29 protein-coding genes are annotated in these 25,354 nt (G+C 70.2%); 25 read left to right on the forward strand and 4 right to left on the reverse strand.

Annotation, left to right across the window (positions count from 1 at the left end; genetic code table 11):
- The first annotated feature begins 79 nt into the window (after positions 1 to 79).
- A complete protein-coding gene (ffh, locus tag CP976_RS30885) occupies positions 80 to 1,630 on the forward strand; it encodes a signal recognition particle protein (protein ID WP_150483253.1) in 1,551 nt (516 codons plus the stop codon).
- 117 nt (positions 1,631 to 1,747) lie between these two features.
- Here the strand turns inward: ffh and CP976_RS30890 are convergent, their stop codons facing one another.
- Both CP976_RS30890 and CP976_RS30895 read right to left on the reverse strand, forming a co-directional pair.
- Entirely contained in the window at positions 1,748 to 2,347 is a 600-nt protein-coding gene (locus CP976_RS30890; protein WP_150483254.1) for a hypothetical protein, read from the reverse strand.
- Between the two features lie 136 nt (positions 2,348 to 2,483).
- Complete coding sequence (locus CP976_RS30895; RefSeq protein WP_150483255.1) at positions 2,484 to 3,338, reverse strand: methyltransferase domain-containing protein; 855 nt, start codon at positions 3,336 to 3,338, stop codon at positions 2,484 to 2,486.
- Between the two features lie 199 nt (positions 3,339 to 3,537).
- On the opposite strand from CP976_RS30895, the gene proS reads away from it, so the two are divergent.
- From proS to CP976_RS30985, 18 genes are all read left to right on the forward strand, one after another.
- Complete coding sequence (gene proS, locus CP976_RS30900) at positions 3,538 to 4,953, forward strand: proline--tRNA ligase (RefSeq protein WP_150483256.1); 1,416 nt, start codon at positions 3,538 to 3,540, stop codon at positions 4,951 to 4,953.
- A 250-nt stretch (positions 4,954 to 5,203) separates the two neighbouring features.
- Positions 5,204 to 5,812, forward strand: a complete 609-nt coding sequence (locus tag CP976_RS30905) for a hypothetical protein (protein ID WP_086843206.1) — start codon at positions 5,204 to 5,206, stop codon at positions 5,810 to 5,812.
- Between the two features lie 294 nt (positions 5,813 to 6,106).
- Positions 6,107 to 6,526 carry a 30S ribosomal protein S16 gene (gene rpsP, locus CP976_RS30910; RefSeq protein WP_150483257.1) on the forward strand — a complete coding sequence of 140 codons (420 nt, stop codon included), beginning with the start codon at positions 6,107 to 6,109 and terminating at the stop codon, positions 6,524 to 6,526.
- Between the two features lie 2 nt (positions 6,527 to 6,528).
- On the forward strand, positions 6,529 to 6,768 hold the full coding sequence (locus CP976_RS30915) for an RNA-binding protein (protein WP_005479813.1): 240 nt from the start codon (positions 6,529 to 6,531) through the stop codon (positions 6,766 to 6,768).
- 81 nt (positions 6,769 to 6,849) lie between these two features.
- Positions 6,850 to 7,428, forward strand: coding sequence for a ribosome maturation factor RimM (gene rimM, locus CP976_RS30920; protein WP_150483258.1), 579 nt, complete (start codon positions 6,850 to 6,852; stop codon positions 7,426 to 7,428).
- Positions 7,428 to 8,261, forward strand: coding sequence for a tRNA (guanosine(37)-N1)-methyltransferase TrmD (gene trmD, locus CP976_RS30925; protein ID WP_150483259.1), 834 nt, complete (start codon positions 7,428 to 7,430; stop codon positions 8,259 to 8,261). The genes rimM and trmD overlap by 1 nt, the downstream gene beginning before the upstream one ends.
- Positions 8,262 to 8,397: 136 nt before the next feature.
- The gene (gene rplS, locus CP976_RS30930; RefSeq protein ID WP_030852073.1) at positions 8,398 to 8,748 is read left to right on the forward strand and encodes a 50S ribosomal protein L19; all 351 of its coding nucleotides are present in this window, start codon (positions 8,398 to 8,400) and stop codon (positions 8,746 to 8,748) included.
- A gap of 45 nt (positions 8,749 to 8,793) precedes the next feature.
- Positions 8,794 to 9,519 carry a signal peptidase I gene (gene lepB / locus CP976_RS30935; protein WP_150483260.1) on the forward strand — a complete coding sequence of 242 codons (726 nt, stop codon included), beginning with the start codon at positions 8,794 to 8,796 and terminating at the stop codon, positions 9,517 to 9,519.
- Positions 9,512 to 10,603, forward strand: coding sequence for a signal peptidase I (lepB, locus tag CP976_RS30940; RefSeq protein ID WP_150483261.1), 1,092 nt, complete (start codon positions 9,512 to 9,514; stop codon positions 10,601 to 10,603). Before lepB (CP976_RS30935) ends, lepB (CP976_RS30940) begins: the two co-directional genes overlap by 8 nt.
- Positions 10,491 to 11,453, forward strand: a complete 963-nt coding sequence (gene lepB / locus CP976_RS30945; protein ID WP_150483262.1) for a signal peptidase I — start codon at positions 10,491 to 10,493, stop codon at positions 11,451 to 11,453. The genes lepB (CP976_RS30940) and lepB (CP976_RS30945) overlap by 113 nt, the downstream gene beginning before the upstream one ends.
- 51 nt (positions 11,454 to 11,504) lie before the next feature.
- Positions 11,505 to 12,284: a signal peptidase I gene (lepB, locus tag CP976_RS30950; protein ID WP_150483263.1), complete on the forward strand. Its 780-nt coding sequence runs from the start codon at positions 11,505 to 11,507 to the stop codon at positions 12,282 to 12,284.
- A complete protein-coding gene (locus CP976_RS30955) occupies positions 12,274 to 12,798 on the forward strand; it encodes an NUDIX hydrolase (RefSeq protein WP_150483264.1) in 525 nt (174 codons plus the stop codon). Before lepB (CP976_RS30950) ends, CP976_RS30955 begins: the two co-directional genes overlap by 11 nt.
- A 56-nt stretch (positions 12,799 to 12,854) precedes the next feature.
- Positions 12,855 to 13,163, forward strand: coding sequence for a DUF2469 domain-containing protein (locus tag CP976_RS30960; protein WP_003993268.1), 309 nt, complete (start codon positions 12,855 to 12,857; stop codon positions 13,161 to 13,163).
- 107 nt (positions 13,164 to 13,270) lie between these two features.
- Positions 13,271 to 13,633 (forward strand): YraN family protein, encoded by a 363-nt coding sequence (locus tag CP976_RS30965; RefSeq protein ID WP_167537454.1) that lies wholly within the window; start codon positions 13,271 to 13,273, stop codon positions 13,631 to 13,633.
- A complete protein-coding gene (locus CP976_RS30970; protein ID WP_150483266.1) occupies positions 13,633 to 15,258 on the forward strand; it encodes a YifB family Mg chelatase-like AAA ATPase in 1,626 nt (541 codons plus the stop codon). The genes CP976_RS30965 and CP976_RS30970 overlap by 1 nt, the downstream gene beginning before the upstream one ends.
- Positions 15,255 to 16,415, forward strand: coding sequence for a DNA-processing protein DprA (dprA, locus tag CP976_RS30975; protein WP_150483267.1), 1,161 nt, complete (start codon positions 15,255 to 15,257; stop codon positions 16,413 to 16,415). Before CP976_RS30970 ends, dprA begins: the two co-directional genes overlap by 4 nt.
- A 272-nt stretch (positions 16,416 to 16,687) precedes the next feature.
- Positions 16,688 to 17,530: an RNA polymerase sigma factor WhiG gene (gene whiG / locus CP976_RS30980; RefSeq protein ID WP_150483268.1), complete on the forward strand. Its 843-nt coding sequence runs from the start codon at positions 16,688 to 16,690 to the stop codon at positions 17,528 to 17,530.
- Between the two features lie 94 nt (positions 17,531 to 17,624).
- The gene (locus CP976_RS30985) at positions 17,625 to 18,182 is read left to right on the forward strand and encodes a TetR/AcrR family transcriptional regulator (protein ID WP_150485576.1); all 558 of its coding nucleotides are present in this window, start codon (positions 17,625 to 17,627) and stop codon (positions 18,180 to 18,182) included.
- Positions 18,183 to 18,232: 50 nt separating this feature from the next.
- Here the strand turns inward: CP976_RS30985 and CP976_RS30990 are convergent, their stop codons facing one another.
- Positions 18,233 to 18,811, reverse strand: a complete 579-nt coding sequence (locus CP976_RS30990; RefSeq protein ID WP_150483269.1) for a murein hydrolase activator EnvC family protein — start codon at positions 18,809 to 18,811, stop codon at positions 18,233 to 18,235.
- 273 nt (positions 18,812 to 19,084) lie between these two features.
- On the opposite strand from CP976_RS30990, the gene rpsB reads away from it, so the two are divergent.
- The 6 genes from rpsB (at position 19,085) to CP976_RS31020 (ending at position 24,428) form a co-directional block, all read left to right on the forward strand.
- Positions 19,085 to 20,005: a 30S ribosomal protein S2 gene (gene rpsB / locus CP976_RS30995; protein ID WP_150483270.1), complete on the forward strand. Its 921-nt coding sequence runs from the start codon at positions 19,085 to 19,087 to the stop codon at positions 20,003 to 20,005.
- A gap of 175 nt (positions 20,006 to 20,180) precedes the next feature.
- Entirely contained in the window at positions 20,181 to 21,017 is an 837-nt protein-coding gene (tsf, locus tag CP976_RS31000; protein ID WP_150483271.1) for a translation elongation factor Ts, read from the forward strand.
- Between the two features lie 184 nt (positions 21,018 to 21,201).
- On the forward strand, positions 21,202 to 21,960 hold the full coding sequence (gene pyrH, locus CP976_RS31005) for a UMP kinase (RefSeq protein WP_010044452.1): 759 nt from the start codon (positions 21,202 to 21,204) through the stop codon (positions 21,958 to 21,960).
- A gap of 167 nt (positions 21,961 to 22,127) precedes the next feature.
- Positions 22,128 to 22,685, forward strand: a complete 558-nt coding sequence (frr, locus tag CP976_RS31010) for a ribosome recycling factor (protein WP_059422066.1) — start codon at positions 22,128 to 22,130, stop codon at positions 22,683 to 22,685.
- Entirely contained in the window at positions 22,685 to 23,836 is a 1,152-nt protein-coding gene (locus CP976_RS31015; RefSeq protein ID WP_150483272.1) for a phosphatidate cytidylyltransferase, read from the forward strand. The genes frr and CP976_RS31015 overlap by 1 nt, the downstream gene beginning before the upstream one ends.
- Positions 23,837 to 23,969: 133 nt before the next feature.
- Positions 23,970 to 24,428, forward strand: a complete 459-nt coding sequence (locus CP976_RS31020; protein WP_150483273.1) for an SRPBCC family protein — start codon at positions 23,970 to 23,972, stop codon at positions 24,426 to 24,428.
- A 6-nt stretch (positions 24,429 to 24,434) separates the two neighbouring features.
- Here the strand turns inward: CP976_RS31020 and CP976_RS31025 are convergent, their stop codons facing one another.
- Entirely contained in the window at positions 24,435 to 25,220 is a 786-nt protein-coding gene (locus CP976_RS31025) for a class I SAM-dependent methyltransferase (RefSeq protein WP_150483274.1), read from the reverse strand.
- Between the last annotated feature and the right edge of the window lie 134 nt (positions 25,221 to 25,354).

A 25,354-nucleotide genomic window follows, 5' to 3' on the forward strand; every position in this document is an offset into this window, starting at 1 on the left:
GACCCGGCGACTTGTCACGCCGGGATACCCTGGAGGGCGATTCCCCAGTCTGTCTCCGACCCCGAGGACCGCGAGCGCCGTGTTCGATACTCTTTCCGATCGCCTCTCAGCGACCTTCAAGAACCTGCGCGGCAAGGGACGGCTCTCCGAGGCGGACATCGACGCCACGGCGCGCGAGATCCGGATCGCGCTGCTTGAGGCGGACGTGGCGCTTCCGGTCGTCCGGACGTTCATCAAGAACGTCAAGGAGCGCGCCCTCGGCGTCGAGGTCTCCAAGGCGCTGAACCCGGCCCAGCAGGTCCTCAAGATCGTCAACGACGAACTGGTCACCATCCTCGGCGGTGAGACCCGGCGCCTGCGCTTCGCCAAGCAGCCGCCCACCGTGATCATGCTGGCCGGTCTGCAGGGTGCCGGTAAGACCACCCTCGCGGGCAAGCTCGGCCGCTGGCTGAAGGAGCAGGGCCACTCGCCGCTGCTGGTGGCCTGTGACCTCCAGCGCCCGAACGCCGTGAACCAGCTCAGCGTCGTCGCCGAGCGCGCCGGTGTCGCCGTCTACGCGCCCGAGCCGGGCAACGGCGTCGGCGACCCGGTCAAGGTCGCCAAGGACTCCATCGAGCACGCCAAGTCCAAGGTCCACGACATCGTCATCGTGGACACCGCCGGCCGCCTGGGCATCGACCAGGAGATGATGCAGCAGGCCGCGGACATCCGGGACGCGGTCAGCCCCGACGAGATCCTGTTCGTCGTCGACGCGATGATCGGTCAGGACGCCGTCAACACCGCCGAGGCCTTCCGCGACGGCGTCGGCTTCGACGGCGTGGTGCTCTCCAAGCTCGACGGTGACGCCCGCGGTGGTGCGGCCCTGTCGATCCGGCAGATCACCGGCAAGCCGATCATGTTCGCGTCGAACGGCGAGAAGCTCGACGACTTCGACGCCTTCCACCCGGACCGGATGGCCTCCCGCATCCTCGACATGGGTGACCTGCTCACCCTGATCGAGCAGGCGGAGAAGACCTTCGACCAGGCCGAAGCCCAGAAGATGGCCGAGAAGCTGGCCTCCAAGAAGGGCCAGGACTTCACCCTCGACGACTTCCTGGCCCAGATGGAGCAGGTCAGGAAGATGGGCTCCATCTCCAAGCTGCTCGGCATGCTCCCGGGCATGGGCCAGATGAAGGACCAGATCAACAACCTCGACGAGCGGGACGTCGACCGCACGGCCGCGATCATCAAGTCGATGACCCCGGCCGAGCGCCAGGAGCCGACGATCATCAACGGCTCGCGCCGCGCCCGTATCGCCAAGGGCTCCGGCGTCGAGGTCAGCGCGGTGAAGAACCTGGTCGAGCGGTTCTTCGAGGCCCGCAAGATGATGTCCCGCATGGCCCAGGGCGGCGGCATGCCCGGGATGCCCGGCATGCCGGGCATGGGTGGCGGTCCCGGCCGGGCGAAGAAGAAGCAGAAGCAGGCCAAGGGCAAGCAGCGCTCCGGCAACCCGATGAAGCGCAAGCAGCAGGAGCAGGAGGAGGCCGCCCGCCGCGCGGCCGCCGCCGAGGGCGGCAACGCCTTCGGGCTGCCGCAGCAGGGCGGCAAGGACTTCGAACTCCCCGACGAGTTCAAGAAGTTCATGGGCTGATTCAAGAAGTCCGGCGGCTGACCGCCCGTTCCCGTACGACACGGGTTCCTGAACGGCACTGAGGGCGCCCCCCTTCGAAAGGGGGGCGCCCTCAGTGGTTCGTCGCCGGCGCGCCGGTCAGGCGTTCGGGAACTTCCAGATGTAAGGCTCGCCGTCCTCCTCGGACCAGTGGACCTCGACGCTCTTGGCGTTCGCCGGGATCACGTACGTCTCGCAGAAGACGTGGCTCTCGCCCTGCTTCCAGCTCTCGACGTCGTACGGGTCCTCGCAGCCCGCCGTGTCCTCGGACGCGCCGATGAGGACGCTGCCGCGCCGCCCGTCGGCGAAGACCGTGGTGCCGTCGTGCACGTCGGAACCGTCGGTGAGGGCGGGCCCGCTCTTGTGCGTGTACTTCACGTGGGCGACGGCCAGCACCATGCCCTTGACCTTGTCCGGCTCCGACACGGCCTTGGCCGCCTCCGCCTCGGTGCCCACCTCGACCTTCTGCGCCACGACGTCGTAGGTGACCTTGCCCGGGTCCTCCGCGACCTCGCCCGTGGCGCTCTCGCCGGTCCCCAGCTCGCCACCGGACGCCGGCTCCGGCGACGGGAAGACCTTGGCCTTCTCGGTGTCCGGGCTCTTCGCGTCGGCCTTGTCGCCGCCACCGCAGGCGGTGAGGGCCAGAGCGAGAACGGCGACGGGCGCGACGAGACGCAGCGCGGTCTTGTGGTGCGGCACAACAGCTCCTGTATGCAGATGTGTAGGTCCCCCGAGCGGTGGATCACATTAAGCGTTCATGATCCACCTGGTGAAACCCAAAGGACCCCATGGTGCTTTCTTCACACCATTCACACCCGCACTGAAAAACTGTTCGTCACCGTGTCCGGGCGATCAGATACCGGAACACGTTCGGCATCCACACCGTCCCGTCCTGCCGCTGGTGCGGATGCAGAGCCTCGGTCAGCTCCTTGTCCACCTGCACCTGGTCCGTCGCCGTGATCGCCGCGTCGAACAACCCCGTCGACTTGAGCCCGCGCACCGCGCTGTCCACATCGGCGTACCCGAAGGGGCACGCCACCCGCCCGGACCCGTCCGGCTTGAGACCGGCCCGCTGGGCGACGTCCTCCAGGTCGTCACGGAGGGCGGGGCGCCAGCTGCCCGTGCTGCGCAGCGGCTCCGCCAGCTTGGTGGCGACCCGCAGCACGGACGTCGTGGCGCACCGCTCCGGCGGGCCCCAGCCGGCCAGCACCACGGCCGCTCCGCGCCCCGCCAGCGGCGTCGCCTCCGCGAGCAGCCCGCCCAGCCCCTCCGAGTCGCCCGCGAGGCACCCGATCGGCTCGAAGGCGGTCACCAGGGTGTACGCGGGAGCGCCCGGCTCCTCGGTGTCCCGGGGCGAGCCGTCGACCAGCCGGGCGCCCGCCCGCGCGCGCGTGGCCCCCGCCTCGGGCAGCAAGCGCTGCCGCGCGAGGGCCATTCTTTCCGGGGATGCGTCGACACCGGTGACCGCCGCTCCCCGGGCGGCGGCCATCAGCAGGGCGAGTCCGGAACCGCAGCCGAGGCCGAGCAGCCGCGTCGTGGGACCCACGTCCAGTCGCTCGTAGACGGCCTCGTAGAGCGGTACGAGCATCCGCTCCTGGATCTCGGACCAGTCACGCGCGCGTGCACGCAGGTCCACGCGGGGTGCGGCCCCCGCGTGAGGCAGGTGCTGCCGCACGAGCGTAGGTGTCATAAGTAAGCGCCCCAATCCGCCGAGAGTTGCCTCTTGCCCGATTCCATGGCCCCCGTGACAGTGCGCTCGCACTACCCCCGTATGCCAGGAAACTCCCCCCTCGACCTGTCGTCCAGTGGAATGCGGCCCGGTATATGAGTTGTCATGTGCCTATGGCGAGATTTCACATTCCGGCAACGTGGGCCCGTACCATCTCGCCATGGCCAAGGCACCCGTACTCACCCCCCAGGCGGACGATTTCCCGCGCTGGTACCAGGACTTGATCACCAAGGCGGAGCTCGCCGACAACGGACCGGTGCGCGGCACCATGGTCATCCGACCGTACGGGTACGGGTTGTGGGAGCGGATGCAGGCCGAGATGGACGCCCGCATCAAGGAGACCGGCACTCAGAACGCGTACTTCCCGCTCCTGATCCCGCAGTCGTACCTCACCCGCGAGGCGGACCACGTCGAGGGCTTCGCGCCGGAGCTCGCGGTCGTCACGCACGGCGGCGGCAAGGAGCTGGAGGAGCCGGCGGTCGTCCGGCCCACCTCCGAAATGATCATCAACGACTACTTCTCGAAGTGGGTGCAGAGCTACCGCGACCTGCCCCTGCTCATCAACCAGTGGGCCAACGTCGTGCGCTGGGAGCTGCGGCCCCGCCTCTTCCTGCGGACCACCGAGTTCCTCTGGCAGGAGGGCCACACCGCGCACGCCACGTACGAGGAGGCGCGCGATTTCGCCGCGCACATCCACCGGCGGGTCTACGAGGACTTCATGGTGAACGTCCTCGCGATGGACGTCGTCCCCGGCCGCAAGACCGTCAAGGAGCGGTTCGCCGGTGCGATCAACACCCTCACGCTCGAAGGCATGATGGGCGACGGCAAGGCCCTGCAGATGGCCACCAGCCACGAGCTGGGCCAGAACTTCGCGAAGGCCTTCAACACGCAGTACCTGTCGAAGGACGGCCGGCAGGAGCTGGTCTGGCAGACCTCCTGGGGTTCCACCACCCGCATGATCGGCGCCCTGGTGATGATGCACGGCGACGACAACGGCCTGCGCGTCCCGCCGAGGCTGGCGCAGACCCAGGCCGTGGTGCTCGCGATCAAGGGCGACGAGGCGGTTCTGGCCAAGGTCCGCGAGCTCGGCGACCGGCTGAAGGCGGCCGGGATCCGTGTCCAGGTCGACGACCGCACCGACACCCCGTTCGGGCGCCGTGCCGTCGACTGGGAGCTCAAGGGCGTGCCGGTCCGCATCGAGATCGGCCCGCGCGACCTGGAGAACGGCACCGCGATGCTGGCCCGCCGTATCCCGGGCGGCAAGGAGCCGGTCTCCCTGGACGCCCTGGTGCCGCTGCTGCCGAAGGTCCTCGAAGAAGACCAGGCGCTGCTGCTGAAGCAGTCCCGGGAGCGCCGCGAGTCCCGTACCACCGAGGTCGCGACGATCGACGAGGCCGTCGAGGTGGCCGGCGCGGGCGGCTGGGCGCGCATCCCGTGGGCGGTGCTCGGCGAGGAGGGCGAAGCCAAGCTGGCCGACCACGCGGCGACCGTACGGTGTCTGGTCGCCGAGGACGGGTCGGTGCCGGACGCCGACGACGCACCCGGTAACGTCGCGGTCGTCGCACGCGCTTACTGAGTGGGGCGCAAGGCGACCGAAATGCCTCTTGCGTAACTGCGGAACCCAAAGTCCCCGGCGCGCAGACGTCATCTACGCGCCGGGGCGTACGCGGGACTACGCACCACCTTGTGGTGAGCTGTGAGGCTTCTCCCCAGATCAGCGCACCCGCCCTCGTCGGGACGCATCAGAGGCAACTGACGGGTACGTGCAAATTATTTGGGATGCCCCGGAATCGGAACACTGGGGCACCCCGGCTCGTTGTCATTACGTGAGCACGACACAGACACCACCTGTTCTCGCCGCAGAGCTGGCACAGGCGTGGGCCGATATTCAGCGGTACCACCCCGAGCTGCCCGACCTTGCCGCGCCAGAGTCCCTGATCGGGGAGTCGTCGTCCGCGTGCGGTCACGAGCTCTCCTTCGAGCGACTGCTCCATGAGGCAGTCCATGGCATCGCCGCCGCCCGCGGCGTCCGCGACACCTCCCGTGCCGGCCGCTACCACAACCGCAGATTCCTCGCGATCGCCGAGGAGCTGGGCCTGGACCACCCCGAGGAACCGCACCCCAGCAGCGGCTTCTCCCTGGTCACGCTCAACCCCGAGGCGAAGCGCCGCTACCGCCCGACGATGGAGCGCCTCCAGCGCGCCCTGAAGGCCCACACGGCCGCGACCTCATCCGACACCTCCCGCACCTTCCGGGGCCCGGCCGCCCGGCACGGCTCCTCCGGCGGCGGCGTCCGCGTCAAGGCGGTCTGCGACTGCGGCCGCAACGTACGCGTCGTGCCCTCGGTCCTCGCCCAGGCGCCGATCGTCTGCGGCGGCTGCGGCAAGCCGTTCCGGATCCCGGACGTCGTGGGAGCGGGGGCGGTGGCCGGCTGACGTCCACCACCGGCATCTCGTGGCTGCCGGTCGGGACAGCACTCGCCACTGCCGGGCCGGGCACCCGACGTACCTCACCTCCACGCCGGGTGCCCCCTCAGCATGCCCGCACGGCAGCGAGCCCCTCGGTCAAGGACGCCCGGCAGGGTATGGCACAATGGCTAGCTGTACTCGACAGCCGCACAGGAACCCTCTCGCCTCCGGCTGACGCGTCCATCGGGCACTCGGGTACCGCAACCCCACGCGGCCATCTCGCCGTGCCCAACCACGTCAAATCCAGGAGAACCCACTCCCGTGGCAGTCAAGATCAAGCTGAAGCGTCTGGGCAAGATCCGTTCGCCTCACTACCGCATCGTCGTCGCCGACTCCCGTACCCGTCGTGACGGTCGTGCGATCGAGGAGATCGGCAAGTACCACCCGACGTACAACCCCTCGGTGATCGAGGTCGACGCCGAGCGTGTGGCGTACTGGCTCGGTGTCGGCGCGCAGCCGACCGAGCCCGTGATGGCCATCCTCAAGAAGACCGGCGACTGGCAGAAGTTCAAGGGCGAGCCCGCCCCGGCTCCGCTGCTGACGGCGCCCGAGAAGGCCGCGCGCCCGTCGTTCGAGGCTCTCGGCGGTGACGACGAGGGCAAGGGTGAGGCGATCACCCAGAAGAAGAAGGCTGAGAAGAAGGACGAGGCTTCCGCCGAGTCCGCTTCGACCGAGGCCTGAGCATGCTCGAGGAGGCTCTCGAGCACCTCGTGAAGGGCATCGTCGACAACCCTGACGATGTGCAGGTCGCCTCGCGCGACCTGCGCCGCGGGCGAGTGCTCGAGGTCCGGGTCCACCCGGACGACCTCGGCAAGGTGATCGGCCGCAACGGCCGCACCGCACGCGCCCTGCGTACCGTCGTGGGCGCCATCGGCGGTCGCGGTGTCCGCGTCGACCTCGTCGACGTGGACCACGTCCGCTGACGCTTATCGCAAACCGGCTCGGGCCGGGGAAGGCCTGAGGGCCGTCCCCGGCCCGCAGTCGTATGACAGGAGACTGGACACGTGCAGCTGGTAGTCGCACGGATCGGCCGTGCCCATGGCATCAAGGGCGAGGTCACCGTCGAGGTACGGACCGACGAGCCGGAACTGAGGCTCGCCCCCGGCGCCGTACTCACCACCGATCCCGCTTCCGTGGGACCGCTCACCATCGAGACGGGCCGCGTCCACAGCGGCCGTCTCCTGCTGCGCTTCGAGGGCGTCAGCGACCGCACCGGCGCCGAGGCCCTGCGCAACACCCTCCTGATCGCCGACGTCGACCCGGAGGAACTGCCCGAGGGCGAGGACGAGTACTACGACCACCAGCTCATCGACCTCGACGTGGTCACCGCGGACGGCACGGAGGTCGGCCGGATCACGGAGATCTCGCACCTGCCCACCCAGGACCTGTTCATCGTGGAGCGCCCCGACGGCAGCGAGGTGATGATCCCCTTCGTGGAGGAGATCGTCGCCGAGATCGACCTCGAGGAGCAGAAGGCCGTCATCACCCCGCCGCCGGGCCTGATCGACGACCGCGCCGAGATCGCCTCCAGCCGGGAAGACGCCTCCGGCCGCGAAGACATCTCAAGCCGGGAAGAGTCGTAATGCGCCTCGATGTCGTCACGATCTTCCCCGAGTACCTGGAACCGCTGAACGTCTCCCTCGTGGGCAAGGCACGCGCGCGTGGACAGCTGAACGTACACGTCCACGACCTGCGTTCCTGGACTTACGACCGCCACAACACCGTCGACGACTCGCCCTACGGCGGCGGCCCCGGCATGGTCATGAAGACCGAGCCCTGGGGAGAGGCGCTGGACTCCGTCCTGGCCGACGGCTACGAGACCGGCTCCCGCGCGCCGGCCCTCATCGTGCCCACGCCCAGCGGCCGCCCCTTCACCCAGGAGCTCGCCGTCCACCTCTCCGAGCGCCCCTGGCTGATCTTCACGCCGGCCCGCTACGAGGGCATCGACCGCCGGGTCGTCGACGAGTACGCGACGCGGATGCCGGTGTACGAGGTGTCCATCGGCGACTACGTCCTGGCCGGCGGCGAGGCGGCCGTCCTCGTCGTCACGGAGGCCGTGGCGCGGCTGCTGCCCGGCGTCCTGGGCAACGCCGAGTCCCACCGGGACGACTCCTTCGCGCCCGGCGCCATGGCGAGCCTGCTGGAGGGTCCCGTCTACACCAAGCCGCCCGAGTGGCGCGGCCGGGACATCCCCGACGTGCTGCTCAGCGGCCACCACGGGAAGATCGCCCGCTGGCGGCGGGACGAGGCCCTGAAGCGCACCACCGCCCACCGGCCCGACCTCATCGAGCGGTGCGACCCCAAGGCCTTCGACAAGAAGGACCGCGAGATGCTGTCCATCCTGGGCTGGGCGCCGGACCCGGCGGGGGAGCCGTACGGCCGATTTTGGCGCAGGACCGACGGCGTGGAAGAATAGCGAGCTGTTGTGCGTCCGTCCGGCGCGCGCCCCTGCCACAGGGGGAGACGACGCCCGCTCCGACCCGCACAGCCCTGAATCCGAAACACCTAGTTTCCGTTGATGACCTGTGGCATCAGCGAGGAAAGCAGACGAAATGTCTCACCTGCTCGACACCGTCGACTCCGCGTCGCTGCGCAGCGACGTCCCCGCCTTCCGCCCGGGCGACACGGTCAACGTGCACGTCCGCGTCATCGAGGGCAACCGCTCCCGTGTGCAGCAGTTCAAGGGCGTCGTGATCCGCCGCCAGGGCTCCGGCGTGCGCGAGACTTTCACGGTCCGCAAGGTCTCCTTCTCCGTCGGCGTCGAGCGCACCTTCCCGGTGCACACCCCGATCGTGGAGAAGATCGAGCTCGTCACCAAGGGTGACGTCCGCCGCGCCAAGCTGTACTACCTGCGCGAGCTGCGCGGCAAGGCCGCGAAGATCAAGGAGAAGCGCGAGAACTGAGCGCTCTCCGGGGTTCGCGTCGGGGCCGGATAGCATCTGGCCCCGATGGACACCGAAGCTCAGCCGACGGAGCGCGACCGCTCCTCCCGCCCTTCCGACTCCGAGGACACCTCGGATCCCGGAGGGCCGGAGGAACGGTCGCGTTTCGCGTTGTCGCGTGTCACCGAGTGGGTCCCGGGCGGCCGGATCACTCTGACACTGCTCGCCTGCCTGCTCTTCCTGCTGCTGCTCAGCACCTTCGTGCTGCGGCCGTTCCAGATCCCCAGCGGATCCATGGAACAGGGATTGAGGATCGGGGACCGGGTTCTCGTAAATAAGTTGGCGTACCGTTTCGGTGCCGAGCCGCGGCGGGGAGACATCGTCGTGTTCGACGGGACCGGGTACTTCGGGCACGCGGACTACATCAAACGCGTTGTCGGCGTGGGGGGAGACCACGTCGTCTGCTGCGACAAGGAGGGGAGGATCCAGGTGAACGGCCGGCCGGTCGACGAGTCGGGCTTCCTTCATCCCGGCGACAGCCCCTCCACGGTGCCCTTCGACGTCGCCGTCCCCGCCGGCACCCTGTTCGTCCTCGGTGACCACCGCGACGACTCCAGCGACTCCCGGGACCACCTCGGCTCACCGGGCGGCGGCATGGTCCCGGTCGACGAGGTGATCGGCCGCGCCGACTGGATCGTCTGGCCCTTCGGCCACGCCACCCGGCTGCACCGCCCGGACGCCTACGCGCGCGTGCCCGCCTCCGCCCCCGGAAGGGCGGGCGCCCATGGGTAACCGCGGCAAACCGCGCGGCGTCCCCGCCAGCCCCGCGGACAACCTGCTGCCCACCGGCGCCCGGCGCGCCGCCAGCCCCTCCGGCGGCCGTACGCGCGCCGAGCGGCGCAAGCTCCAGAAGAAGGTCAAGCGGCGCCGCAGGCGCGGTGCCGTCAAGGAGATACCCCTCCTCGTCGGCGTCGCCGTCCTCATAGCGCTCGTGCTGAAGACCTTCCTCGTCCAGGCCTTCGTCATCCCGTCCGGCTCCATGGAGCAGACGATCCAGATCGGCGACCGCGTCCTGGTCGACAAGCTCACCCCGTGGTTCGGCTCCAAGCCGCAGCGCGGGGACGTCGTCGTGTTCAAGGACCCCGGCGGCTGGCTCCAGGACGAGCAGACCACCCTTCCGAAGGACGACCCCATCGTCATCAAGCAGGTCAAGGAAGGGCTCACCTTCATCGGCCTGCTGCCGTCCGACGACGAGAAGGACCTCATCAAGCGGGTCGTCGGCGTGGGCGGAGACCGCGTCAAGTGCTGCGACGCGCAAGGACGCGTGACCGTCAACGGCATCCCGCTGGTCGAGGACTACCTGTACCCCGGCAACGCCCCGTCCGACACGCCGTTCGACATCACCGTTCCCCCGGGCCGGCTGTGGGTGATGGGCGACCACCGGAACAACTCCGCGGACTCCCGCGCCCACCAGGACACCGACTACGGCGGCACGGTCTCCGAGGAAGAGGTCGTGGGCCGCGCCATGGTCATCGCCTGGCCCTTCGGGCACTGGACCACTCTGGAGGAACCGAACACCTACGCCTCCGTGTCCGACTCGGCCACCGGGTCGACCGCTGCTCCCGAACTGTCGCATAGGGTTGCCTCCTACGATTCGAACGGAACGATCCAGCTCCCGACCCCTGCGGAACTCCCGCTCGTTATGGGAGTGGTGGGCCTGCGTCGTGTATGGGGCAGGCGGCGGCACAGAGTGAGGAGTTGGCGTGGGGGATGTGGCGGTTGGCGCACGGTCCGGACACGACGGCGAGGAGCACCGCGGACGCCCCGCGGAATCCGCCGTCCCGGCCGCGGACAGCGCCGTGACCCCCGGGAGTGACTCCGGGGCAGCCGAGGACGACAGGGTGACAGGCGAGTACAGCACAGCCGAGGGCGAGGGACCGGGCGGCACGGCCCGGACGCCGAAGAAGCCACGCTCCTTCTGGAAGGAGCTGCCCATCCTGATCGGCATCGCGCTGGTGCTCGCGCTGCTGATCAAGACCTTCCTGGTGCAGGCGTTCTCCATCCCCTCCGACTCGATGCAGAACACCCTCCAGCAGGGCGACCGCGTCCTGGTCGACAAACTGACCCCCTGGTTCGGCTCCGAGCCCGAGCGTGGCGAGGTCGTCGTCTTCCACGACCCCGACAACTGGCTGGCGGGCGAGCCGGTGGCGGATCCGAACGCCTTCCAGACGTTCCTCAGCTGGATCGGCCTCATGCCGTCCGCGGAGGAGAAGGACCTCATCAAGCGGGTCGTCGGCGTCGGCGGCGACACGGTCGAGTGCAAGGGCACGGGCCCGCTGACGGTCAACGGCAAGGCGCTGGACGAGCGGTCGTACGTCTACGCCGGCAACACGCCCTGCAGCGTCGACGACCAGGGCGGTCAGTTCAAGGTGAAGGTCCCCGAGGGCTCCATCTGGGTCATGGGCGACCACCGGCAGAACTCCCGGGACTCCCGCTACAACCAGTCGGACAAGCACAACGGCATGGTCCCGGTGAAGGACGTCGTCGGCCGGGCCATCGTCATCGCCTGGCCGGTCAACCGCTGGGACAACCTGCCGGTGCCCGACACCTTCGACCAGGCCGGTCTCAACACCCAGTCGGCCGCGGCCGGTCTGACGGCGGCGCCGCAGGGACTGGCGCTGCTGGGGGTGGTGCCGGTGGTGCTGTGGCGCCGCCGGAAGCAGTGATCCCGACGGTGGGCTGACCCCGGTCGGTACCCCCGGGTAGGGTGCGGACCCATGGGTGGCGAGAGCATGACGCACACGGCCCCGCGCAGCGGTGGCACAGGCTCGGGCCCGGTGGGCAGCCGGACCGGACAGCGGTTGTCCGGGCTGGCCGTCGCACTGGGCCTTGTACTGTTCCTGGGGGGTTTCGCCTGGGGAGCGGTGGTCTACCTGCCGTACACCGTGCCCACCAGCTCGATGACGCCGACGATCGACGCCGGCGACCGGGTGCTGGCCCAGCGCGTCGACGGCGCTGATGTGCGCCGCGGTGATGTCGTCGTGTTCAAGGACGCCACCTGGGGCAACGCGCCGATGGTCAAGCGCGTGGTGGCCGTCGGCGGCGACACGGTCTCCTGCTGCCAGGACGGCAAGCTGAAGGTCAACGGCAAGGAGATCGACGAGCCGTACCTGGCCGAGGGCACACCGGCGGAGATCACCGGCTTCCCGACCGTCACCGTCCCCAAGGGGCGCCTGTTCCTGCTCGGCGACGAGCGCGGCAACTCCCTGGACTCCACCGCCCACCTGACCGACGCCGCCAGCGGCACGGTGGCGCGCGGCGCCGTGGACTCGCGCGTGGACGCCGTCGTCTGGCCCATGAACGGCATGCTGGAGCGCCCCACCGGCTTCGAGGCCCTCGGCGCCCTGTCCTCGCCCGGTCCGCTGCGCACGATCACCGCCCTGGTGATCGCCGGCGCCGTGCTCGTCCTGGGCGGGGGCGCCTACGGCCCCGTGGCCAAGCGCGCGGGCGCGGCCCGGGCCCGGCGGGCGAGCGCGGAGCCCGCAGGTGTCCGCTGAGGCCGTGAGGGCGGGCCAGGACACCTACGAGGGCGGGCTGCGCAAGGTCGCCCGGGTCGTGCTGCTCGACCCGCAGGACCGCATCCTGCTGCTGCACGGGCACGAGCCGGACGATCCGGCCGACGACTGGTGGTTCACCCCCGGCGGCGGTGTGGAGGGCGGCGAGACCCGTGAAGAGGCCGCCTTGCGGGAACTCGCCGAGGAGACGGGCATCACCGAGGTCGAGCTCGGCCCGGTGCTGTGGCGGCGGATGTGCTCCTTCCCGTTCGCGGGCCGCCGCTGGGACCAGGACGAGTGGTACTTCCTGGCTCGTACGGACCGTACGGCGATCGAGGCCGCGGGGCTGACCGAGCTGGAGCGGCGCAGTGTCGCCGGAGCGCGCTGGTGGACGTGTCCGGAACTTTGCCGGGCACATGAGACGGTGTATCCGACGAGACTCGCCGGGCTGCTGCGCACGCTGCTCGACGAAGGTCCCCCGGCCAGGCCCGTGATCCTTGACCCGGAAATCGTCTAGGGGCGCACGGGACTGGCGCACAATGGTGGGATCGCACGGCTGAAGGGGAACATGCCATGAGCGCCGAGGACCTCGAGAAGTACGAGACCGAGATGGAGCTGAAGCTCTACCGGGAGTACCGCGATGTCGTCGGTCTGTTCAAATACGTGATCGAGACCGAGCGGCGCTTCTACCTGACCAACGACTACGAGATGCAGGTGCACTCGGTCCAGGGTGAGGTGTTCTTCGAGGTGTCCATGGCGGATGCCTGGGTGTGGGACATGTACCGGCCGGCGCGCTTCGTGAAGCAGGTCCGGGTCCTCACGTTCAAGGATGTGAACATCGAGGAGCTGAACAAGAGCGATCTCGAGCTGCCGAGCGGGTGACGTTCACCCGGGAGGGTGACGGGGTTTTCCACAGCCGCTGAGCTGTCCACCAAGATCCACTTCGTGGGGACGGCTGCGTGATCGTTGGCGCCGGAGGTGGTGCCGACATGAACGCACGCAGTGCGATGGGCAGGTACGGAGAGACCCTGGCGGCCCGGCGGCTGACGGAGACCGGACTGACGGTCCTGGAGCGCAACTGGCGCTCGGGCCGCACCGGTGAGATCGACATCGTGGCCAGGGACGGGGACGTCCTGGTCGTCTGCGAGGTGAAGACCCGCAGGGAGGGTCCCTTCGAGCATCCGATGGCCGCCGTGACCCCGCAGAAGGCGGAGCGGCTGCGGGACCTCGCCGAGCGGTGGATCCAGACGCACGGGGGCGCACCGCCCGGCGGGGTCCGCATCGACGTGGTCGGGGTGCTGCTGCCGGCCCGCGGCGCGGCCGTGGTGGAGCACGTGCGGGGGGTGGCCTGATGGCATTCGCCCGTACGTGTTCGGTGGCGCTGGTGGGCGTCGAGGGCGTGGTCGTCGAGGTCCAGGCCGACCTGGAGCCGGGTGTCGCTGCGTTCACGCTGGTGGGGCTGCCCGACAAGAGCCTGACGGAGAGCCGGGACCGAGTGCGCGCCGCGGTCGTCAACTCGGGCGCGGCCTGGCCCCAGAAGAAGCTCACGGTCGGCCTGAGCCCTGCCTCCGTCCCCAAGAGCGGCAGCGGCTTCGACCTGGCCGTCGCCGCCGCGGTCCTCGGCGCGTCGGAGCGCATCGATCCCCGGGTCCTCGCCGACATCGTGATGATCGGGGAACTGGGGCTGGACGGGCGGGTGCGGCCGGTGCGGGGAGTGCTGCCGGCGGTGCTGGCGGCGGCGGACGCCGGGTACGAGCAGGTGGTGGTGCCGGAGTGTGCCGCCGCCGAGGCGTCCCTGGTGCCCGGGGTCTCCGTACTGGGCGTCCGGAGCCTGCGCCAGCTGATCGCCGTCCTGGCCGACGAACCCGTGCCCGACGAGGATCCGGACGAGCAGGGCCGCCCGGACCCGCTCCTCGCCGGCCTGCGCATGCCGGGCACGGGCGCCGCCACGGGCATGCACAGCGTCGGCGCGGCCCAGCACGAGCCCGGCCACGACCTGGCGGACGTCGTCGGGCAGACCTCGGCGCGCACGGCGGTGGAGGTGGCCGCGGCGGGCGGACACCACCTGTTCCTGGAAGGGCCTCCCGGCGCCGGCAAGACGATGCTCGCGGAGCGGCTGCCCGCCATCCTGCCCCGGCTCGGCCGTCAGGAGTCGCTGGAGGTCACCGCGGTCCACTCGGTGGCGGGCCTGCTGCCCCCGGGCAAGCCTCTGATCGACGTCGCCCCCTACTGCGCCCCGCACCACTCGGCCACCATGCAGGCACTCGTCGGCGGCGGCCCGGGCATCGCGCGGCCCGGCGCGGTGTCGCTGTCCCACCGGGGAGTCCTCTTCCTGGACGAGACGCCCGAGTTCAACAGCCAGGCCCTGGACGCCCTGCGCCAGCCGCTGGAGGCGGGGCATGTCGTCATCGCGCGCAGTGCGGGAGTGGTGCGTTTCCCGGCGAAGTTCCTGATGGTGCTCGCGGCCAACCCCTGCCCGTGCGGCCGGTTCTCGCAGCGTGACGACCTGTGCGAGTGCCCGCCCTCGGCGATCCGCCGCTACCAGGCCAGGCTCTCCGGCCCGCTGCTGGACCGGGTCGACCTGCGCGTCGAGGTGGACCGCGTCACCCGCGCCCAGCTGACGGCCTCCGGAGCGCGGGGCGAGTCCACCGCGACGGTCGCCGACCGGGTACGGGCGGCCCGGCAGCGGGCCACGGAGCGCCTCGCCGGCACTCCGTGGCGCACGAACAGCGAGGTACCGGGGCGCGAGCTGCGCAGCCGCTGGTACGCCGCGCCCGGGGCGATGGACGAGGCCGAGCGGAACCTGGAGCGGGGCGTCCTGACCGCCCGCGGCCTCGATCGCGTCCTGCGCGTGGCCTGGACCGTCGCCGATCTCGTCGGCCACGACCGGCCCGACGCCTCGGACGTCGCACTCGCGCTCCAGCTGCGCACCGGTGTCCCCAGGGGCGTCCCCATGGCCCTCGGAGCGCTGACGTGAGCGTCGCCGACGAGCCGGACGAGGAGCTGCTCGCACGGGTCCTTCTCACGCGTGTCATCGAGCCCGGTGACGAGATCGGTGGCCGGTGGGTCCGGGAGCTCGGGGTGCGGGGCCTGGCCCGGCGGCTGGCGGAGGGCGGGCCGCCCCTGGCCGGGGTGAGCGGCAAGCGGTGGAAGGGACTGCTGGCCAGGGCCGAGACGGCTCGGCCGCGTGAGGACCTCGCCGTCGCCCGGGCGGCCGGGGTGCGGTTCGTCGGGCCGGGGGACTCGGAGTGGCCGGGGCAGCTCGACGATCTCGGGGATGCCCGGCCACTGGGGCTGTGGGTGCGCGGGCGGGCCGGCCTGCGGATGTGGGCGCTGAAATCGGTGGCCGTCGTCGGCGCCCGCGCCTGTACCGAGTACGGGGCGCACATGGCGGGCACCCTCGCCGCCGGCCTGGCCGAGCAGGGCTGGGTCGTGGTGTCGGGCGGTGCCTACGGAGTCGACGGCGCCGCCCACCGCGGCGCCCTAGGCGCGGGCGGCGCCACCGTCGCCGTCCTCGCCTGCGGCGTCGACCGCCCCTACCCGCGCGGGCACACCCGGCTGATCGGCAGAATCGCAGAGCAGGGACTGGTGATCGGTGAGCTGCCGCCCGGTGATCACCCGACACCGAGCCGGTTCATCCTGCGGAACCGGGTGATCGCGGCACTCACCCGCGGCACCGTGGTCGTCGAGGCCGCCCACCGCAGCGGCTCCCTGGTCACGGCGCGTGCGGCACAGCGACTCGGTCGGCACACCATGGGCGTACCGGGCCCGGCCACCAGCGCTCTGTCCGCCGGGGTGCACGAGCTGCTGCGCGGAGAGGCGGCCCTGGTCACCGACGCCGCGGACGTCGTCGAACTGGTCGGCGACATCGGACAGCTGGCCCCCGACCGGCGCGGCCCGGTCCTGCCCCGGGACCTGCTGGAACCGGCCGCCCGGCAGGTGCTCGCCGCGCTGCCGGGCGGCCGGGTGGCCCGTCCTGACGAGATCGCGCGCCACGCACAGACGACACAGGACGACGCGATCGCCCGGCTGTACGAACTCCGAGCACTCGGTTACGTCGAACGACACGGCGACGGCTGGAAGTTGACACGCCAGGCGGTGATGTCGGTCCGCGGTGGTCCCGGACCATGCTGACCGCGCCCGTTCGGCCGTCCGGGGGAACCCCGACATCCCTTGGAAATTCGCCCAGTTGGGGTTCTCAGGTGATCACACGGAGCGAGCTCGCCGACCCGGTGGGACGCCGTTCGGAATGTATCCGCGTTCGCCTTGACCTCCGTCCTTCGCGCACCGCGACACCGCAGTCACGCTACGCTCACGAGGATCCCGACACGGACAGGCAACTCGACATCAGACAGACAGCCCACCCCAGCAGCACCACTCCGCAGCAGAACGGCACAAGGCGACGAATGCCCCAGCACACCTCCGGGTCCGACCGGGCGGCGATCCCCCCAGCCGCCCGTGACGGTGGCAGCGTGCGGCCGCCCGCTCCCTCGACACTCGACGAGCTGTGGCGGTCGTACAAAGCGACGGGGGACGAGCGGCTGCGGGAGCAGCTGATCCTCCACTACTCGCCGCTCGTGAAGTACGTCGCCGGCCGGGTCAGCGTGGGCCTGCCGTCCAACGTCGAGCAGGCGGACTTCGTCTCGTCCGGGGTGTTCGGGCTGATCGACGCGATCGAGAAGTTCGACATCGACCGCGAGATCAAGTTCGAGACGTACGCGATCACCCGGATCCGCGGCGCGATGATCGACGAACTGCGGGCACTGGACTGGATCCCCCGGTCGGTCCGGCAGAAGGCGCGCAACGTGGAGCGCGCCTACGCCACGCTGGAGGCGCGGCTGCGGCGGACGCCGACCGAGGGCGAGGTGGCCGGCGAGATGGGCATCGCGGTGGAGGAACTCCACGCGGTGTTCAGCCAGTTGTCGCTGGCCAACGTGGTGGCCCTGGAGGAGCTGCTGCACGGCGGGGGCGAGGGCGGCGACGGGCTGAGCGTCATGGACACGCTGGAGGACACCGCCGCCGACAACCCCGTGGAGGTCGTTGAGGACCGGGAGCTCCGCAGGTTCCTCGCGCGGGCGATCAACACGCTGCCCGAGCGGGAGAAGACCGTGGTCACGCTGTACTACTACGAAGGGCTCACCCTGGCCGAGATCGGGAACGTGCTGGGCGTGACCGAGAGCCGGGTCAGCCAGATCCACACCAAGTCGGTGCTCCAGCTGAGAGCGAAACTGGCGAGCTTCGGCCGCTGACCTGGCCGGAAGGTGACGGCCTGACGGGAGCCTCTCCCGCCGGGCCTGGCGCGTCCGTAGAGTGGTTGACGTGCCAAGGATTCGAGCGGCCTCCGTGGCCGAGCACCGGTCGATGCAGCGAGCCGCCCTGCTGGACGCGGCTCGTTCCTTGTTGTCCGAGGGCGGTACGGAGGCGCTGACCTTCCCGGCCCTCGCCGAGCGGACGGGGCTCGCGCGCTCGTCCGTCTACGAGTACTTCCGGTCACGGGCGGCCGTGGTCGAGGAGCTGTGCGAGGTCGACTTTCCCGTCTGGGCGGCGGATGTGTCGGCGGCGATGGAGCGGGCGGACACGGCCGAGGCCAAGGTCGAGGCGTATGTGCGGCAGCAGCTGGAGCTGGTGGGGGACCGGCGGCATCGGGCCGTGGTGGCGATCTCGGCGAGTGAGCTGGACGCCGGGGCCCGGGAGAAGATCCGGGCGGCCCATGGCGGGCTGGTCGCGATGATCGTCGAGGCGCTGGGCGAGCTGGGGCATGAGCAGCCTCGGCTGGCGGCGATGTTGTTGCAGGGGGTCGTGGACGCGGCGGTGCGGCGCATCGAGCTGGGGGCCGCTGAAGATCCCGGGTCGATCGCCGATGCCGCGGTGTCCATGGCCCTGCGGGGTGTGCGGGGCTGAGCGGCGTGGGTGCCGGGGGCGGGTGGGTGCGCGGCCACGCATGCCCGCAGTCAAGCAGTCCCGTGGACCGGCAGCAGCCGCGATGGGCCTCTGTGCAGGAGCCACGGTGGCAGGAGCGACAGCGGGTTCAGGTAGGTGTCACCCCTGCGCAGGCCCCAGTGCACGCACGTGACCGTGCAGTGTGAGCCCGTGGCGTCCACCGTGCCGATCACCTCGCCCGATTCCACCTGCTCGCCCTCCTCCACCGCCGCCGTCACCGGCTCGTAGGTCGTGCGCAGCGGCGGTTCGCCCGTCCCTGTCAGCTCCACCGAGACGACCCCTTTGCCTGCCACCCGGCCCGCGAACGACACCCGGCCCGCCGCCACCGCCCGTACCGGCGTCCCCGGGGCTGCCGCCAGGTCCACGCCTCGGTGGCCCGGGCCGTAGGCCGTCGCCGGAGGTTCCCAGCCGCGGAGGACCCGAGGGAGCGAGCCGACGGGCCAGGTGCGGCCGGCCGTCGGCACGGTGGCGTCCGCTGGGGGCGTGTCCGCCGCGAACAGGGGCGGTGGAGGGGCCAGCAGGACGGCCGCCGCCATGACCAGCACCAGGACCAGGCGCGTACAAACAGGCACACATCGCTTCGCTCGCATGCCGAAAGCGTCCCGGACCGTTGCCCGTCACCGGCCGTGGCTGTGGACCGCCGTCCGGTTGTGGACAACGGCGTCACCCGGTGCCCCGCGGGTCCCGTACACTTCTGGTGGCGATCCGGGTCACCGGGTCGACTTCGCACGCCCCGATACGCACCCCGGCAACGGGCCGTATCAGCGCCCCTCGGTCCCTCGTGGCACGGCGCGCAGCGGGCGTCAGGCGCGGAAGCCGTCCGGCATCCGCGGCACAACCGAGAAGCACAAGGAGATACGGCCATGGCCGTCGTCACGATGCGGGAGCTGCTGGAGAGCGGCGTCCACTTCGGTCACCAGACCCGTCGTTGGAACCCGAAGATGAAGCGCTTCATCTTCACGGAGCGCAACGGCATCTACATCATCGACCTGCTCCAGTCGCTGTCGTACATCGACCGCGCCTACGAGTTCGTCAAGGAGACCGTCGCCCACGGCGGCACGGTCATGTTCGTCGGCACGAAGAAGCAGGCGCAGGAGGCCATCGCCGAGCAGGCCACCCGCGTCGGCATGCCCTACGTCAACCAGCGCTGGCTGGGCGGCATGCTCACCAACTTCTCGACCGTCTACAAGCGTCTGCAGCGCCTCAAGGAGCTCGAGCAGATCGACTTCGAGGACGTCGCCGCGTCCGGTCTGACCAAGAAGGAGCTTCTCGTGCTCTCGCGCGAGAAGGCCAAGCTGGAGAAGACCCTCGGTGGTATCCGCGAGATGCAGAAGGTGCCCAGCGCCGTCTGGATCGTGGACACCAAGAAGGAGCACATCGCCGTTGGTGAGGCCCGGAAGCTGAACATCCCGGTCGTCGCGATCCTCGACACCAACTGCGACCCCGACGAGGTCGACTACAAGATCCCGGGCAACGACGACGCGATCCGCTCCGTCACCCTGCTCACCCGTGTCATCGCGGACGCCGTCGCCGAGGGCCTCATCGCCCGCAGCGGTGTCGCCACCGAGGGCAAGGGCGAGAAGGCCGCGGGCGAGCCGCTCGCCGAGTGGGAGCGCGACCTGCTCGAGGGCGAGAAGAAGGCCGACGAGGCCGCCCCCGCCGCCGAGGCCGCCCCGGCTGCTGAGGCTGCTCCGGCCGCCGAGGCTGCTGAGGCCGCCCCCGCCGAGGCCGAGGCCGAGAAGCCCGCCGAGGGCGAGAAGGCCGCCGAGGCCGAGCAGGCCTGACCCGTCAGTCCGAGGTGACGGCGGGAGCGGTACTGCATCACCAGCGCTTCGGCGCGGTGTGAAGTCCGCTCCCGCCGTTCACCCGTAGGTCAGCGGCAGGACAGTGCGCTCCTGCTCCATGGAGCGCATCCGCAGATCTTCGATCTTCCAGACTTCGAGAGAGATTCACAGACTCATGGCGAACTACACCGCCGCCGACGTCAAGAAGCTCCGTGAGCTCACGGGCGCCGGCATGATGGACTGCAAGAAGGCGCTGGACGAGGCCGAGGGCAACGTCGAGAAGGCCGTCGAGGCGCTCCGCATCAAGGGCCAGAAGGGCGTCGCCAAGCGCGAGGGCCGTTCCGCCGAGAACGGTGCCGTCGTCTCGATCATCGCCGACGACAACTCCTCCGGTGTCATCGTCGAGCTCAAGTGCGAGACGGACTTCGTCGCCAAGGGTGACAAGTTCCAGGGCGTGGCCACCGCCATCGCCGAGCACGTCGCCAAGACCTCCCCGGCCGACCTCGAGGCCCTGCTCGCCTCCGAGATCGAGGCCGGCAAGACCGTCCAGGCGTTCGTGGACGAGGCCAACGCCAACCTGGGCGAGAAGATCGTCCTGGACCGCTTCGCGCAGTTCGCCGACGGCTACGTGACGGCGTACATGCACCGCACGATGCCCGACCTGCCCCCGCAGATCGGTGTCCTCGTCGAGCTGGACAAGCCGAACGCCGAGATCGCCAAGGGCGTCGCCCAGCACATCGCCGCCTTCGCGCCGAAGTACCTCTCCAAGGAGGACGTCCCGGCCGAGGTCGTCGAGTCCGAGCGCCGCGTCGCCGAGGAGACCACCCGCGCCGAGGGCAAGCCCGAGGCCGCCCTGCCGAAGATCGTCGAGGGTCGCCTCAACGGCTTCTTCAAGGACGCCACGCTGCTCGGCCAGCCCTACGCGCTCGACAACAAGAAGTCCGTCCAGAAGGTCCTGGACGAGGCCGGTGTCACCCTGAAGCGCTTCACGCGCATCAAGGTCGGCATCTGAGTCCGTACCGCGATCGACGCCCGACCCCGATAGGGTCGGCAGCAGTCGTCCGTGTACGCCGTCACATGGGTGGCGGACGACAGCAGATCTGACGAGGAGGCCATTGCCGTATGGGATGCGAACCACGCCCCACCGGCAATGGCCTTCTTCGTATGTGCAAAACGTGAAAGAGGCGGGATCCCCCATGACCACCAAGGCCCAGAAGAGCGACGACGGCAAAGTACGCGGCCGGTTTCTGCTGAAGCTGTCCGGAGAGGCCTTCTCCGGCGGTGGCGGCCTGGGCGTCGACCCCGACGTGGTGCACAAGATCGCCCGCGAGATCGCGGCCGTCGTGCGCGACGGTGCGCAGATCGCGGTCGTCATCGGCGGCGGCAACTTCTTCCGCGGTGCCGAGCTCCAGCAGCGCGGCATGGACCGGGCCCGCTCCGACTACATGGGCATGCTCGGCACCGTCATGAACTGCCTGGCCCTCCAGGACTTCCTGGAGAAGGTGGGGGTGGACTGCCGGGTGCAGACCGCCATCACCATGGGCCAGGTCGCCGAGCCGTACATCCCGCTGCGCGCCGTACGGCACCTGGAGAAGGGCCGTGTGGTCATCTTCGGTGCCGGTATGGGCATGCCGTACTTCTCCACCGACACCACCGCCGCCCAGCGCGCCCTGGAGATCGACGCCGAGGCGCTGCTGATGGGCAAGAACGGCGTGGACGGGGTCTACGACTCCGACCCGAAGACCAACCCGGACGCCGTGAAGTTCGACCACCTCGGCTACGGCGAGGTCATCACCCGCGATCTGAAGGTCGCCGACGCCACGGCCGTGACGCTGTGCCGCGACAACAAGCTCCCGATCGTGGTCTTCGAGCTGCTGGCCGAGGGCAACATCGGGCGCGCCGTCAAGGGTGAGAAGATCGGCACGCTGGTGGGGGACCCCGGCAGCCGGGACTGAGGTCCCCGAGAACAACCCCGTCCGGGGGACGGACGGGACGGAGCCGGGCCGGGGGATGGACAATGTCCTGTCGGTCGGGAACCGTGCAGGAAGAAGACGCGACGCAGCCGGCCGCCGCCCCACATGGAACCGCAGCCGGGCCTACTCAAGACACGCAGGAGCAAGTGGTGATCGAAGAGACCCTCCTCGAGGCCGAGGAGAAGATGGAGAAGGCCGTCGTGGTCGCCAAGGAGGACTTCGCCGCGATCCGCACCGGCCGTGCGCACCCGGCGATGTTCAACAAGATCGTGGCGGACTACTACGGCGCGCCGACCCCGATCAACCAGCTGGCCTCGTTCTCGGTGCCCGAGCCGCGCATGGCCGTGGTGACCCCGTTCGACAAGAGCGCGCTGCGCAACATCGAGCAGGCGATCCGCGACTCCGACCTCGGCGTCAACCCGAGCAACGACGGCAACATCATCCGGGTGGTGTTCCCCGAGCTGACCGAGGAACGCCGCCGCGAGTACATCAAGGTCGCCAAGAGCAAGGGTGAGGACGCCAAGGTCTCCATCCGCTCCGTGCGCCGCAAGGCCAAGGACGCCATCGACAAGCTGATCAAGGACGGCGAGATCGGCGAGGACGAGGGCCGCCGTGCGGAGAAGGAGCTCGACGACACCACCCACAAGTACGTGGCGCAGGTGGACGAGCTCCTGAAGCACAAGGAAGCGGAGCTGCTCGAGGTCTGATGAACGACTCTTCCTGGGGGGCGCCGCCGCAGGCCGGGTACTGGGGGCCCACCGACCAAGGGCATGGCCATGGGCACGCCCACAGCCCTGGCCATGGGCACGCCCACAGCCCTGGCCACGGGTACGCCCAGGGGGCCGCTCCGGCGGGTCCCGCATACGATGCGCATGAAGCGCCTCAGACTCGCCCCATGCCCATCGTGCCCGACGTAGCCGCATACGGCGGGGACCAGGATGACGATCGGGGGGCTGCTCGGCCGAGCAGCCCCCCGGTCCGGAACGAGACGAATCCGGAGCCCATGCCCGACGCCGCAGAGCCGGCACCCAAGCCGCAGAAGAAGAGCGCGGGTCGCGACCTGAGTGCCGCGATAGGGGTCGGGGTCGGGCTGGGCGCGGTGATCGTCGCGTCGCTGTTCGTCGTCAAGGCCGTGTTCGTCGGCGTGATCGCGGTCGCCGTCGTGGTGGGCCTCTGGGAGCTGACCAAGCGGCTGGATGAACGCAAGGGCATCCGGGCGCCCCTCGTGCCGCTCGCGCTCGGCGGTGCCGCGATGGTCGTCGCCGGGTACGTCCGGGGCGCCGAGGGTGCCTGGGTCGCCATGGCGCTCACGGCACTGGCCGTGCTGGTGTGGCGCATGACGGAGCCGCCCGAGAACTACCTCAGGGACGTCACGGCGGGCGTCTTCGCCGTGTTCTACGTGCCGTTCCTGGCGACCTTCGTCGCGATGATGCTGACGGCGGACGACGGGCCGCAGCGGGTGCTCACGTTCCTGCTGCTCACGGTCGTCAGCGACACCGGTGCCTACGCGGTCGGCTGGCGCTTCGGCCGTCACAAGCTCGCCCCGCGCATCAGTCCCGGCAAGACCCGCGAGGGTCTGCTCGGCGCGGTCGCCTTCGCCATGGTGGCGGGCGCGCTGTGCCTGGAGTTCCTCATCGACGGCGGTGCCTGGTGGCAGGGGCTGCTGCTCGGCCTTGCGGTCGCGGTCAGCGCCACGCTCGGCGACCTCGGCGAGTCCATGATCAAGCGGGACCTCGGCATCAAGGACATGGGCACGCTGTTGCCGGGTCATGGCGGCATCATGGACCGGCTGGACTCGCTGTTGCCCACGGCCCCTGTGGTGTGGCTGTTGCTCGTGCTCTTCGTCGGGTCCGGCTGAGGCGACACGGCTCTTACGGTTCGTATGGCGAGCTCCCGTCCGATGACCGGCGGGGGCTCGCTGTCGTTGTGCGGACGTGCCTGCGGCGTCACCAAGTGGGACGATTCAGGTGTACGCCGCAAAGGGGGACATCATGTCCAGCATTCGACAGACCATCGATGTCGACCGGCGTCCCGAGGACGTCTACGACTACGTCACGGACGCCCAGCGGCTGCCGGAGTGGCAGCTGAGCGCCGTCTCCGCGGAACGCCTCGACGAAGGGCCCGTCGGCGTCGGCTCCCGGATGCGGGTCACCCGGCACATCGGCCGCCGGGTCATGCCGATGACCATGGAGGTCACGGAGTACGACCCGCCGCACAGCTGGGGCATGCGGGGTGTCGACGGACCCGTCCGGGCACGGGTGCACGGCGAGGTCGAGCCGTTCGACGAGGGGCGGCGCTCCCACGTGACGATCGAGGTCGACTTCGAGGGCCACGGCGTAGGCAAGGTCCTCGTCCCGCTCGTCGTACGCCCCCAGGTCCGCAAGGAACTGCCGCGCAACGAGCAGATCCTCAAGGACCGGCTGGAGCACACGGGAGAGCAGGGCCTCTGAGAGAGTTCACGACACCCACTCACCGGCGCGGGCCACGAGCAGCGGCTGGAAGAAGCCCGTCACCTGCGGCATCCGCCACTCGGGATCGACAAACCCGGCCTCGGCTGCGAGGCCGGCCAGCCGGTCCCCGCCGAGTGCCCAGTAGGTGGTACGGCGGACCTGGACCCGCCATTCGCCGCCTTCCGGAAGAAGTTGGAAGTGCTCCAGGTCGTAGTGCTCGCCGTCGTCGTGCCAGTGCCAGAGCTGGAAGGTGACGGTCCGTTCTTCGCCCTCGGCGTAGTCGACGTTCCTGTGGACTTGAGGAGGCGTCGAAGCCGGGCGGTCGCGCAGCAGGTCGTCGTAGTGGCGTGTGCTGACCAGCAGCAGGCCCTCGGGACGCAGCACGCGGCGCATTTCTGCCAGGGCGGCGTACACATCCTGCTCAGTCAGTAGGTGCGGCAGTGAGTTGTCGGCGCAGACGACTGTGTCGAACCGGCCATCAGGAAACGGGAGGCGTCGCATGTCGGCAGCGGCCGTGCGCAGGCTCAGGCCCCGGCGGGCGGCCTCACGCGCGGCGCGGGCGGCGGCGCGAGGGCTGAGGTCGGTCCCGGTGACCCGGTGCCCGCGCAACGCCAGACCGATGGCCTGCGTGCCGATGCCGCAGGAACAGTCGAGGACCGCCGCACGATCTTGACCGATCAGGGCGTCCAGGGCGCCCCCCTGCCGACGGATGCTCGCGTCCCAGTCTGAATAGATCAGGTGGTAGTCGTCAGCCAGGTCGTCGTAGAAGTGCGCCACCGATGTCTCGGGCATGGCCCGAGATTACTGTGCCCAGCAGACTGCCTATGACATGTGCTGACAGACGGCACCCCCAGGTGACCGCCCCCACCCCGCTCCGGCCTGGGCCCCGGAACCTACCCGACCGGCCACGCCCGAGCTGTTACGAG

Origin of the sequence: Streptomyces coeruleorubidus (assembly GCF_008705135.1) — a bacterium.
GTDB lineage: Bacteria > Actinomycetota > Actinomycetes > Streptomycetales > Streptomycetaceae > Streptomyces > Streptomyces coeruleofuscus.